This window comes from Neisseria sp. P0018.S001 (assembly GCF_051957355.1).
Classification (GTDB): Bacteria; Pseudomonadota; Gammaproteobacteria; order Burkholderiales; family Neisseriaceae; genus Neisseria; species Neisseria subflava_A.
Map to the genome: position 1 here is coordinate 21,809 of NZ_JBQCWN010000003.1, position 12,687 is coordinate 34,495.

General features: G+C 51.6%; 10 protein-coding genes and 2 tRNA genes. 3 read left to right on the forward strand and 9 right to left on the reverse strand.

Annotated elements, in window-relative coordinates; all coding sequences use genetic code 11:
* Positions 1–49 precede the first annotated feature (49 nt).
* Positions 50–1,333 carry a glutamate-1-semialdehyde 2,1-aminomutase gene (gene hemL, locus ACTHTJ_RS02925; protein ID WP_049336068.1) on the reverse strand — a complete coding sequence of 428 codons (1,284 nt, stop codon included), beginning with the start codon at positions 1,331–1,333 and terminating at the stop codon, positions 50–52.
* Positions 1,334–1,531: 198 nt separating this feature from the next.
* Here hemL and ACTHTJ_RS02930 point away from each other — a divergent pair, with 198 nt between their 5' ends.
* The 3 genes from ACTHTJ_RS02930 (at position 1,532) to ACTHTJ_RS02940 (ending at position 4,861) form a co-directional block, all read left to right on the forward strand.
* Positions 1,532–1,927, forward strand: a complete 396-nt coding sequence (locus ACTHTJ_RS02930; protein WP_049333912.1) for a hypothetical protein — start codon at positions 1,532–1,534, stop codon at positions 1,925–1,927.
* Positions 1,928–2,000: 73 nt separating this feature from the next.
* Complete coding sequence (gene miaB / locus ACTHTJ_RS02935) at positions 2,001–3,323, forward strand: tRNA (N6-isopentenyl adenosine(37)-C2)-methylthiotransferase MiaB (RefSeq protein ID WP_003684389.1); 1,323 nt, start codon at positions 2,001–2,003, stop codon at positions 3,321–3,323.
* Between the two features lie 227 nt (positions 3,324–3,550).
* Positions 3,551–4,861 (forward strand): NCS2 family permease, encoded by a 1,311-nt coding sequence (locus ACTHTJ_RS02940; RefSeq protein ID WP_070584805.1) that lies wholly within the window; start codon positions 3,551–3,553, stop codon positions 4,859–4,861.
* A gap of 83 nt (positions 4,862–4,944) precedes the next feature.
* On the opposite strand, the gene ACTHTJ_RS02945 is transcribed toward ACTHTJ_RS02940, so the two are convergent.
* The 8 genes from ACTHTJ_RS02945 to ACTHTJ_RS02980 all read right to left on the reverse strand — a co-directional run bounded on the left by ACTHTJ_RS02945 (position 4,945) and on the right by ACTHTJ_RS02980 (position 12,670).
* Positions 4,945–5,502, reverse strand: coding sequence for a hypothetical protein (locus tag ACTHTJ_RS02945; protein WP_070584850.1), 558 nt, complete (start codon positions 5,500–5,502; stop codon positions 4,945–4,947).
* 393 nt (positions 5,503–5,895) lie between these two features.
* Positions 5,896–5,970: transfer RNA gene (locus tag ACTHTJ_RS02950), tRNA-Glu, on the reverse strand.
* Between the two features lie 12 nt (positions 5,971–5,982).
* A tRNA-Arg gene (locus ACTHTJ_RS02955) sits at positions 5,983–6,059 on the reverse strand.
* A 132-nt stretch (positions 6,060–6,191) separates the two neighbouring features.
* Positions 6,192–7,550, reverse strand: a complete 1,359-nt coding sequence (locus ACTHTJ_RS02960; RefSeq protein WP_049348127.1) for a deoxyguanosinetriphosphate triphosphohydrolase — start codon at positions 7,548–7,550, stop codon at positions 6,192–6,194.
* 57 nt (positions 7,551–7,607) lie between these two features.
* Positions 7,608–8,867: a transcription termination factor Rho gene (gene rho, locus ACTHTJ_RS02965; protein WP_003748836.1), complete on the reverse strand. Its 1,260-nt coding sequence runs from the start codon at positions 8,865–8,867 to the stop codon at positions 7,608–7,610.
* Between the two features lie 244 nt (positions 8,868–9,111).
* A complete protein-coding gene (locus ACTHTJ_RS02970) occupies positions 9,112–10,014 on the reverse strand; it encodes a DMT family transporter (RefSeq protein WP_070584803.1) in 903 nt (300 codons plus the stop codon).
* 82 nt (positions 10,015–10,096) lie between these two features.
* Entirely contained in the window at positions 10,097–11,785 is a 1,689-nt protein-coding gene (locus ACTHTJ_RS02975; protein WP_070584802.1) for a glutamine--tRNA ligase/YqeY domain fusion protein, read from the reverse strand.
* 105 nt (positions 11,786–11,890) lie between these two features.
* Positions 11,891–12,670, reverse strand: a complete 780-nt coding sequence (locus ACTHTJ_RS02980; RefSeq protein ID WP_049332174.1) for a DeoR/GlpR family DNA-binding transcription regulator — start codon at positions 12,668–12,670, stop codon at positions 11,891–11,893.
* Between the last annotated feature and the right edge of the window lie 17 nt (positions 12,671–12,687).

Below are 12,687 nucleotides of genomic sequence, written 5' to 3' on the forward strand. Positions count from 1 at the left end.
CGTCTGAATATTTTTCAGACGGCCTTTTTTCACATGACAGCTTCAGCTTTTATTTTGCCATTTCTTTGAACACTTCGTGTGCCACAGCAATGGTTTCGTCAATCAGCTCAGGCGTATGCGCGGCGGAAACAAAACCGGCTTCGTAAGCTGACGGGCCGAATGCGACATTGCGGTCGAGCATACCGTGGAAGAAATGTTTGAAACCGTCGATATTGGAACGCGCCATGTCGGCATAGTTTTGCGGCGTATGGCTGGCAAAATACAAACCAAACATACCGCCCACGCTGTCCGCCGTAAATTCAACACCATGTGCTTTAGCCGCGTCGGCAATACCGTTGGCGAGGCGTTGGGTCAGGGCAGTCAGGTTTTCATAGAAGCCTTCGCGCTGAATGATTTCCAGTGTTTTCAAACCGGCGGCAACCGCAATCGGATTGCCGGACAATGTACCTGCCTGATACACGCCGCCCAACGGGGAAATACATTCCATAATATCTTTACGGCCGCCGAACGCCGCCAAAGGCATACCGCCGCCGATCACTTTGCCCATGGTGGTCAAATCAGGTTTGATGCCGTGCAAGGATTGCGCGCCGCCCAACGCCACGCGGAAACCGGTCATCACTTCGTCGTAAATCAACACGGCACCGTGTTTTTCAGTCAATTCGCGTAAGGCTTTGACGAAGGCTTCAGACGGCCTAACCAGATTCATATTGCCGACAAAAGGCTCCAAAATCACGCAGGCAATGTCATTGCCGCTTTGGGCAAAGGCTTCTTCCAGTTGGGCGATATTGTTGTACTCGAGTACCAAAGTGTGTTTGGTAAAGTCGGCAGGCACACCGGCGGAAGAAGGATTGCCAAACGTCAGCAGACCGCTGCCTGCTTTCACCAACAGGCTGTCGGAATGGCCGTGGTAGCAGCCTTCAAACTTGATGATTTTGTCCCGACCGGTAAAACCGCGTGCCAAACGAATGGCGGTCATCGTTGCTTCCGTACCGGAGCTGACAAGGCGCAGCTGCTCGACGGACGGCATGATTTTGGCGATTTCTTCGGCAATGACAATTTCGCCTTCAGTCGGCGCACCAAACGACAAACCACCCAATGCCGCTTCGCGCACGGCTTCAATGACTTCAGGATGGGCATGACCGACAATCGCAGGGCCCCAAGAGCCGACATAGTCGGTATAACGCGTGCCGTTTTCGTCCCAAACATACGCGCCTTCTGCCTTTTTGATAAAGCGCGGTACGCCGCCGACGCTGCCGAATGCGCGCACAGGAGAGTTCACGCCGCCGGGAATAATGGCTTTGGCGCGGTTGAACAAGCTTTCATTACGGTTCATGGTCAATTCTTTCGTAAGAGGTCGTCTGAAAATCAAATCGGAGCCATTTTAACACCAAATCCTTTTCAGACGGCCCAAGCTTCAAAATAAGAATCGGGCGCAAAATCAAAATTATTCTTTAAAAACAAACACTCTATCCACATTTTTCCTGCTTGTGCTATAATCCGCGACCTATTGAAACAATAAAAGAAAAGCATCATGTTACGCGGATTCATACTCAGCCTCGCCCTTTTGGCGTCCTCTCTCGTCCATGCACAACGCAGCCTGCCTGATGATATGGACGTGGCCGTTTTAAAAACTGTCGATCTGCCTTATCTGAAAGTCAGCAAAGGTGGTTTTTCTTGGACGCGCCTGCTGACCTTGGGCATTGTGGACGGCAATGCAGCCAAACTGCAAATCACCCGCTTCACCAAAATCCACGATGAAAACGACCGTTTCATCCCCATGGGCCGCCTGCTGAACCAAACCGGCAAAGCCGTCGCGTTCAAATACAACGAAGAAAGCCGCCTCGTCCGCGAAATCTGGATTTTGACCGATGCCGAAGCCGACAGGTTCATCGAACACGCCAAAAAGCAGAAAAAGGCGGAAGAATAATTTTTCAGACGGCCCGAGTATTTCACAGGCCGTCTGAACCCTTTTACAACAAGCAAATCAATCAAAACAAACCATGAAAAAAGTATTTATCCGCACCTTCGGGTGCCAAATGAACGAGTACGACAGCGAAAAAATGCTGTCCGTCCTCGCCGAAGAACACGGCGGCATCGAACAGGTTACCCAACCTGACGACGCCGACATCATCTTGTTCAACACCTGCTCCGTGCGTGAAAAAGCGCAAGAGAAAGTCTTCTCCGACTTGGGCCGCGTACGTCCGCTCAAAGAAAAAAATCCCGACCTCATCATCGGCGTTGCCGGCTGCGTTGCCTCTCAAGAAGGCGAAAACATCGTCAAACGCGCTCCGTATGTGGACGTGGTTTTCGGCCCGCAAACGCTGCACCGCCTGCCCAAACTCATCGTTGACAAAGAAACCACCGGCCTGTCTCAAATCGACATTTCCTTCCCCGAAATCGAGAAATTCGACCACCTGCCGCCTGCGCGCGTAGAAGGCGGCTCGGCGTTCATTTCCATTATGGAAGGCTGTTCCAAATACTGCTCTTACTGCGTCGTCCCTTACACCCGCGGCGAAGAATTCTCCCGCCCGCTCAACGACGTATTGACCGAGATTGCCGGTTTGGCGCAACAAGGCGTTAAAGAAATCAACCTCTTAGGCCAAAACGTTAATGCCTATCGTGGCGAAATGGAAAACGGCGAAATCTGCGATTTTGCCACTTTGTTGCGCATCGTCCACGAAATCCCCGGCATCGAACGCCTGCGCTTTACCACCAGCCATCCGCGCGAATTTACCGACGCGATTATCGAGTGCTACCGCGACCTGCCGAAGCTGGTTTCCCATCTGCACCTGCCGATTCAAAGCGGTTCCGACCGCGTATTGAGCGCGATGAAACGCGGCTACACCGCCTTGGAATACAAATCCATCATCCGCAAACTGCGCGCCATCCGTCCTGATTTGTGCCTCAGCTCCGACTTTATCGTCGGCTTCCCGGGCGAGACCGAGCGCGAGTTCGAGCAAACCTTGAAACTGGTAAAAGACATTGCCTTCGACTTGAGCTTCGTCTTTATTTACAGTCCGCGTCCGGGCACGCCTGCCGCCAACCTACACGACGACACGCCGCATGAAGAAAAAGTGCGCCGCCTCGAAGCTTTGAACGAAGTCATCGAAGCCGAAACTGCGCGCATCAACCAAACCATGATCGGCACGGTTCAACGCTGCTTGGTTGAAGGCATCTCCAAAAAAGACCCTGACCAACTGCAAGCCCGTACCGCCAACAACCGCGTGGTCAACTTTACCGGCACACCCGACATGATCAACCAAATGATCGATTTGGAAATCACCGAAGCCTACACCTTCTCCCTGAAAGGCAAACCAGTATAAGCACACACAAACATAGGCCGTCTGAAACTGTTCAGACGGCCTTTATCTTGGTTCGGCCCGGCATTATCTGATTCATGTATTTTTATTACCCGAACAAAAGGCTTTTCAGTATAATACCGCCCGAAAATTCCCTTATCTGTTGAGAAGTTAAGGTCAAAATCCGAGCTTCCGACAATTAAACCCGATGATGCCGTCTTTGAACGGCTTTCCCCAAAGGAATATCTCGAATGAGTTCTTCAAATCAAAGCGTTTTGGAAAGATTATTCAACCTCAACGCCAATCAGACCAACGTCCGCACGGAAATTATGGCCGGGGTGACAACCTTCCTCGCCATGTGCTACATCATCATCGTCAATCCCCTGATTCTGGGTGAAACCGGCATGGATATGGGCGCAGTATTTGTGGCCACCTGTATCGCCTCCGCCATCGGCTGTTTCGTGATGGGCTTTGTCGGCAACTACCCGATCGCCCTCGCTCCGGGCATGGGTTTGAACGCCTACTTTACCTTTGCCGTCGTCAAAGGCATGGGCGTAGACTGGCGTGTGGCTTTGGGCGCTGTTTTCATCTCCGGCATCATTTTTATCTTGTTCAGCTTCTTTAAAGTGCGCGAAATGCTGGTGAACGCCCTGCCTATGGGCTTGAAAATGTCGATTGCCGCAGGTATCGGCCTTTTCTTGGCATTGATTGCGCTCAAAGGCGCAGGCGTGATTGTGGCCAATCCTGCCACCTTGGTCGGTTTGGGCGACATCCACCAGCCTACCGCCCTGCTGGCGATGGCTGGCTTTGTCATGGTGGTTGCACTTGGCCATTTCCGCGTTAAAGGCTCCATCATCATTACCATTCTGACGCTGACCGCCATCTCCACCATCTTGGGCTTGAGCGAGTTCAAAGGCGTGGTCGGCGAAATTCCGAGCATTGCGCCAACCTTCATGCAGATGGACTTCAAAGGCTTGTTCACCGTCAGCATGGTTAGCGTGATTTTTGTATTCTTCCTGGTTGACCTGTTTGACTCTACCGGCACATTGGTCGGCGTTTCCCACCGCGCAGGCCTGTTGCAAGACGGCAAACTGCCACGTTTGAAACGCGCCCTGCTTGCCGACTCAACCGCCATTATCGCAGGCGCCGCATTGGGTACTTCTTCCACTACTCCTTACGTTGAAAGCGCGGCAGGCGTTTCTGCCGGCGGCCGTACCGGCCTGACTGCCGTTACCGTCGGCGTACTGATGCTGGCCTGTCTGATTTTCTCCCCGCTGGTTCAAAGTATCCCTGCATTCGCTACCGCACCCGCCCTGCTCTATGTAGGCGCGCAAATGTTGCGCAGCGCGCGTGAAATCGACTGGGACGACATGACCGAAGCCGCACCAGCATTCCTGACCATCGTCTTTATGCCGTTTACCTACTCGATTGCCGACGGTATTGCATTTGGCTTTATCAGCTACGCACTCATCAAACTCTTGTGCAACCGCACCCAAGACGTACCGCCTATGGTATGGATCGTCGCTGTGTTGTGGGCATTGAAATTCTGGTTCTTAGGTTAAACCGCTCAAAAGAACAGGCCGTCTGAAAACTTTTCAGACGGCCTGTTTTATTTTACCCAGCGTTTAAAGCTTTTGGTAAAAGATTATTTTTTCGCTTTTTTAGCAGCTGGTTTAGCAGCAGCTTTCGCGCCGTTGTCCAATGCGCAGAAGCGGGTAACGATTTGATCAACCACTTCTTGTTTGCCGTTTACTTCGGTAGTACCGCGGATAGTCAGCATGTTGCCGTCAACTTTGTCTACGTTGGCTGCAGTGGCAGCTTCAGCAACCCAAGCGACATTGCCGCCCCAGAATGCGTTTACATCTTTGCTGCTGTCAGTGATACGGAACAGGTTTTCAGTTAGTTGACCTTTGTATTTTACTTGTGCAGCAACAACTTCGTTGCCTTTGAAGCCGTACATTACGCTCAAAGGCTCTTTGCCGTCTTTACCGCATTTGTAGTGAACTTCTTTTTTACCGTCGATAGAGTCTACTTTCAAAGTATTAGGTACTGGAGCTTGAGCTTGTTGAGCCTGAGCTTGGGTTTGTTGTTGCGCAGTAGGCGCAGCTTTAGCTTCAGGTTTGGCTTTAGAACCGCTGCTACATGCAGTCAGGGCAACAGCCGCCAAAACAGCAGGAACGATTAATTTAACATTCATATTCATAATTGACTCCCAAATGGTTTCAATAAAAAACCGGCAAACGCCGGCTGACATTTACACATTAACAGAGATATTCCGTCTTGTCTTTATCTCAGACGGCATTTTTTAGGAAAAGTTCAAATAAATATTTTTATTTTATAAAATCAAGAAATTATAAATATGAAATCATGTAAATTCAGGTTTGGGAATTTTTAAGATGAATACTATTGTCAATAAATCGGGTTTTGACAATGGTAAAATGAGGTTGAAAAGCGCATAGAGATGACAAAATTCAGGGCAATTGATTTTACACACTTCTGCCTCTTGAGTTGCTAAGCGTTTCAGACGGCCTTAGAACACAAACAGTAAATGCAATAAAAAAACGCAATCTGAAACAGATTGCGTTTTTTTGAAAACTGGCACGCCCACGGGGAATCGAACCCCGGTTACCGCCGTGAAAGGGCGATGTCCTAACCGCTAGACGATGGGCGCGGATAAATCTTGTGGCGCACCCGGAGCGATTCGAACGCCCGACCCTCTGGTTCGTAGCCAGATACTCTATCCAACTGAGCTACGGGTGCATCCTCATCACTTCGCTAGTGCGTTGTGAATCAAGAAGACCGAATAATATAGGCTTTCCTAAAACCTGTCTACCCTTTTCACGGATATTTTTTATATTTTTATTTAACTATTTGAAATTAAATAATATAAAATTAACGTAAAATCCCTACTCCCGACAAATCCTGCGCCATTTTGGCGGCGGAGTTATCGGTCATGCCGCCGACAAAATCCAAAATCTTCATATAGGCCTGATACAGACTGTCTTCAGGAAGAATCGGATTGTGCTTTTTCAATAATTCCAACGCCAAAGACTGACGCGTTGCCAACTGTTTTTCTGCAATCAGGGCATAAGCGGCAGGGACAAGCAAATCCAAGATAGAGCCTAAGCATGGGAACGTGGCGATTTCGGTCAAGAGTTTGGTGTGATGGCGGAAAATCCGTGTTTGCGCCAATTCTTTCGCTTTTGCCAAAGTATTTTGCACTTGCGGGCTACACAGAGCCAGCAAATCTTTGCCTTTGAATGTTCCGTCCAACAAGTCGGACTGATGCAGCATAAAGGTTTGCGCGACATCATCAATTGCCTTGCCGATCGCAATGCCGCGCAACATGGCGCAACGCTGACGGCTGGAGCTGGCGTGCCACGCGCTTTCGGCAAAGGTCAGCTCGGACAAAATACTTTCTACTTCCGTATCCGTGAGCAAATCCAATTCGACGGCATCTTCCAAGTCCAGCAAGGCATAGCAAATATCGTCGGCAGCCTCCATCAAATAAGACAAAGGATGGCGCGCCCAACTGTCTGCTCCTGCGGAAACCAGCCCCAATTCGTCGGCAACTTGACGGATAAACGGCAACTCGGTTTGATAAATATTGAATTTTTTTCTGCCGTTCGGATGTTGCGTTGTCCACGGATACTTCAGCAATGCGCCGATAGCTGCCGCAGTCAGACGCATTCCGCCCGCCTCCGGATACATTTCAAGGCTGGCGACGATACGCAGGCTATGCGCATTGCCTTCATAGGTTTGAATATCGTTGCGCTCCGCTTCGTTTAATGTGTTCAGATAAATTTGATGTTCAGGCCGTCTGAACCAATCGCGCAAAGCATCTTCGCCGGTATGGCCAAACGGCGGATTGCCCAAATCATGCGCCAAACAGGCAACCTGCACCACGGCACCAATATCGCTGGGCGTATTGCCCTGCGGCAGAAAACCGCCGTTGTGCAACATCACGCCCACGCGGTTGCCCAAGCTCCTGCCCACACTGGCAACTTCAACGCTGTGCGTCAGGCGGTTGTGCGTCAAATCGTGTTGCGCCAGCGGATGCACTTGCGTTTTTCGGCCAAGGCGGCGGAAGGCTCCGGAAAAAACAACCCGGTCGTAATCGATGTGAAAATCCGTACGCAAGGCATCGGCACCTTCCTGGGTCGAAGGGGTAACGGTCGGCACAATTTCGCCGTTTTTGGGACGGAAGCGTTGGGTGGACAATAAGTTTTGCCAATTCATTCGGGTATTCATAAGCGTTTCCTAAAATGAAGCAAAGGCCGTCTGAAACATATTCAGACGGCCTTATGTTTATTTACCGCGCATCAATTCAAAGAAATCGTCATTGTTTTTGGAGTCTTTGAGTTTGCCCACCAAAAACTCGGTCGCTTCGATTTCGTCCATCGGATGGAGGAATTTACGCAAGAGCCACATACGTTGCAACTGATCGTTCGGCACCAGCAATTCTTCGCGGCGCGTACCGGATTTATTGATGCTGATGGCCGGGAACAGGCGTTTTTCTGCCATACGGCGATCAAGGTGCAATTCCATATTGCCCGTACCTTTGAACTCTTCGTAAATCACGTCATCCATGCGGCTGCCGGTTTCAACAAGTGCTGTCGCAATAATAGTGAGCGAACCGCCCTCTTCCACATTACGCGCCGCACCGAAAAAGCGTTTCGGACGGTGCAAAGCGTTGGCATCGACACCGCCGGTCAGAATTTTACCCGAAGTCGGCACGACGGTATTGTAGGCGCGCGCCAAACGGGTAATCGAATCCAGCAAAATCACCACGTCTTTTTTGTGTTCGACCATACGTTTGGCTTTTTCAATCACCATCTCGGCCACTTGTACATGGCGTTGCGCCGGTTCGTCAAACGTAGAGGAAACGACTTCGCCGCGTACAGAACGGCTCATTTCGGTTACTTCTTCCGGACGCTCGTCAATCAACAGGACAATCAGCTCGACATCAGGATAATTGGCGGTAATGGCGTGGGCGATGTTTTGCAACATCACGGTTTTACCGGTTTTAGGCGGCGCCACCAACAATGCACGTTGGCCTTTACCGATTGGGGAAACCAAGTCGATGGCGCGGCCGGTCAGATTCTCTTCGGCTTTGATGTCGCGCTCGAGTTTGAATTGTTCGGTTGGGAATAAAGGCGTGAGGTTTTCAAAAAGGATTTTATGTTTGCAGACTTCGGGCGGATCGCCGTTGATGGTATCGAGGCGGACAAGCGCGAAATAGCGCTCGTTGTCTTTCGGCACGCGCACGCTGCCTTCGATGGTATCGCCGGTGTGCAGATTGAAGCGGCGGATTTGCGTGGGCGAAACATAAATATCATCAGGACCGGCAAGATAAGAAGTATCTGCGCTGCGCAGGAAACCGAAGCCGTCGGGCAGGATTTCAAGTGTGCCCGAACAGGTAAAGCTGACATTCTGCTTCATCATCTGGCGGACGATGGCAAAAACGAGGTCTTGTTTGCGGAAACGGTTGGCGTTTTCAATGCCATGTTCTTCTGCCATTTCCAAGAGTTTGGAAATGTGGAGGGTTTGGAGTTCTGAAACGTGCATAGTATTGATATATTTTGGATGGTATCAGAGAGATGGCACACAGGCCGTCTGAAAGTATGAAATCGTGCCGCAGGATACGGTAGATTTTTGAGAAAGTTGAATTTTAGGCAGTTGGAAGCAGGGTGTCAAATTTTTAAATCGAACACTGAGCCGAGACCATAATCTTACCCTGCAATAAGATTAGGGCCGGCAACAGCTTGACAATCGCAACCCTATCGCCCAAAATCCGAGTATTTACCCAACTTCAGACGGCCTTCTGCCCGTACCGCATCAGCGTCATGCCGCCGACTGCCGCCGCACAGCCTGCGACCAGCGAAATATGCAGCGGTTCGCCCAAAACCCACGCCGAAGACAGCACACCGAAAATCGGCACAAGCGTAATATACGCCGCCGCGCTACCTGCGCCCAAAGTCTTTACGCCTTCGAAATACCACGCATAAGCCAATACCGTCGCACCGATGACCAGCCACGCCAAGGCCGTCCAACCGCGCCCATCCATTGCCGCTATCGCCTCAAAAGGCAATCCGTCCGTCCACAACACCACCACCGACAACATCAACGCACCAATGAACGACGTTGCCGTCGTTACCGTCAGCGCGTCTATTCCGCGCAAAACCGCACGACCGATTAAGGTATAAGCCGCCCAACAGACCACGCAGCCGAAAATCAGCCACTCCCCCGCCTTGATGCCGCCCGACAATACCGTCAACGGCTGCCCTTGCGTTACCACCATAATGGCACCGCCGACCGCCAGCAGCATACCCGCCAAAATCTTCGCATTTAAACGCTCGCCGAAAAACCAAGTTGCCAACAGCAGCGTCAACACGGGATTCACCGCCACGACCACTGCCGCCTTGCCTGCCGGCATAGTCTGCAAACCCAGCATAAAAAACACCGCATAGCCGCACACGCCGACGGAAGCGGCCGCCGTCAAACCCAGCCATTGCCGTGCCGACAAAGCCGCCAAAGTCGCGAACCTGCTGCGCGCAAACAACCAGCCCAACAACAAAACCGAAGCCAAGACAAACCGAACTGCCCCGCCCGTCAGCGGTGGCAGCGACTGCCCCAGCATCCGCCCCATCGGCCAGGATGCGCCCCACAACACTGCCATTCCCAGCAGTTTCAAATGTACAGAATAACGTTCCATCTCATCCCTTTATCGACAAAGGCCGTCTGAAAACCGGATTTCAAGTTTTCAGACGGCCTTCAATATAGCGACTGCAAACAGATTACTTAGGCTGCCAAGAATCTTTCAACGTCACCGTGCGGTTAAACACCGGCGTGTCTTTGCTGTGGTCTTTGCGGTCGGTGACGAAGTAGCCGATGCGTTCAAACTGCCAACGGCTCTCCGCCGGCAAATCTTTTGCGACAGGCTCGGCGTAGGCGGTGATTTCCTTGATGGATTCTGGATTGAGGAAATCGGTAAACGGCAGGTAGTTGCCGTCTTCGCCACGCACGGCATCGGGACGCTCGACGGTAAAGAGGCGGTCGTAGAGGCGGACTTTGATTTCGGCGGCGTGTTCGGCAGAAACCCAGTGAATCACGCCTTTGACTTTACGGCCTTCGGGGTTTTTACCCAAGGTATCGTGGTCGATGCTGCATTTGAGTTCAACCACATTGCCTGCCTCGTCTTTTACCACTTCATCGCACTTGATGACATAGCCGTGGCGCAAGCGCACTTCGCCGCCGGGAATCAGGCGTTTGAAGCCTTTGGGCGGATTTTCGGCAAAGTCGTCGGCTTCGATGTAAATGGTTTGGGACACGGGAATTTCGCGCTCGCCCATTTCTTCGTGGTTCGGATGAAACGCGGCACGGCGGCTTTGGGTTTTGCCGGCTTCGAAGTTGGTCAGGGTCACTTTGAGCGGATTCAACACCGCCATCAGGCGCGGCGCGGAGTTTTCCAGCTCTTCGCGAATCGCGCCTTCCAACACGCTCATATCGACGATGTTTTCAGATTTGGAAATACCGGCGCGTTTGGCAAACAGGCGCAGGCCTTCGGGCGTGTAGCCGCGGCGGCGCATACCGGAAATGGTCGGCATACGCGGATCGTCCCAGCCGGAAACATGGCCTTCTGAAACCAGTTGGTTCAGCTTGCGTTTGGACGTGATGGAATACAGAAGCTCCAAACGGGAAAACTCGTATTGGCGCGGACGCGTGGCGTGCGGCGCAGGGATGTTGTCCAACACCCAGTCGTACAACGGACGGTGGGCTTCAAATTCGAGCGTACACAAGGAATGCGTGATGCCTTCGATGGCATCGGAAATGCAATGCGTGTAGTCGTACATCGGGTAGATGCACCATTTGTCGCCGGTATTGTGGTGATGGGCGCGGCGGATGCGGTAGATGACAGGATCGCGCATATTGATGTTGCCCGATGCCATGTCGATTTTCAGGCGTAGGGTTTTACTGCCGTCGGGAAATTCGCCGTTTTTCATGCGCGTGAACAGGTCGAGGTTTTCTTCGATGCTGCGATCGCGGTAAGGGCTGTTTTTGCCTGCTTCGGTCAGTGTGCCACGGTATTCGCGCATTTCTTCGGGCGTCAAATCATCGACATACGCTTTGCCGTCTTTGATTAAACCGACGGCGTAATCATAGAGCTGGTCAAAATAGTTGGATGCGAAACGAGGCTCGCCCGCCCAATGGAAACCGAGCCACTCAACATCTTCTTTGATGGCGTTGACGTATTCGTCGTTTTCTTTTTCAGGGTTTGTATCATCAAAACGGAGGTTGCACAAACCATCATAAATATAAGCCAAACCGAAGTTCAGGCAGATAGATTTGGCGTGGCCGATGTGCAAATAACCGTTCGGCTCGGGCGGGAAACGGGTTTGGATGGCTGTATGTTTACCGCTTTTGAGGTCTTCATCGATGATGGTGCGGATAAAGTGGTTGTCCGCGAATTGGTCTTTATTCAACATAATATTTCTTTGATGGGAAAATGATTTTCTGTTTTCAGACGGCCTGAGCATTCAATCAGGCCGTCTGAAAGGAATGGAATGATGGCTCAATTGTACCCGACTTGGCTACTTTGATACAGGGTCGGCAACCTGCCACGCCACGCCGCGTTCGTTTAGGGTTTTCTGCATGGCGGCGGATGGGGTGCGGTCGGTAAACAGCTTATCGAATGCGCCGATATCTCCCAGTCTGACCAAGGCATTGCTGTTGAACTTGCTGTGGTCGACACCGAGATAGCGCACGCGGGCATTGTTCACCATCGCCTGCATGACGCTGACTTCCTTGTAATCGTCATCCAAAAGCGAGCCGTCGTTTTCTATGCCGTGAGTACTCATGATGGCATAGTCGACTTTGAATTGGTTGATGAAATCGACAGTCGCCACGCCGGTAATACCGCCGTCCAATGGGCGGACCACGCCGGAAGCGATGATGACCGTGTAGTCGGTACGCGCCGCAGTGATGGAGGCGGCGTAGATATTGTTGGTGATAATCCGCAGGTTTTTACGCTGTCTGACCAACTCGGCGGCGACGGCTTCCATGGTGGTGCCGATGCTGATAAATAGCGAGGCATTATCGGGAATGGTGGAAGCGATCAATCGGGCAATGGCGTTTTTTTCCTGCTGCTGATGGTTGCGCCGCTCCTGCCCTGCCGTTACAACTGAAACGTCGCCCAAAGATGCGCCGCCGTGATAGCGTTTGAGCTGTCCGGTTTCACTCAACTCCTGCACATCGCGGCGTATGGTTTGCGGCGTAACATCCAAATTCGCCGCCAATTCTTCCACCGTCATAAAGTTATGTTCGCGGACAAGGCTGAGGATATGTTCGTGTCTTTGGATTTTGGGTTTCATGGCGTTTCGTTTTGTAG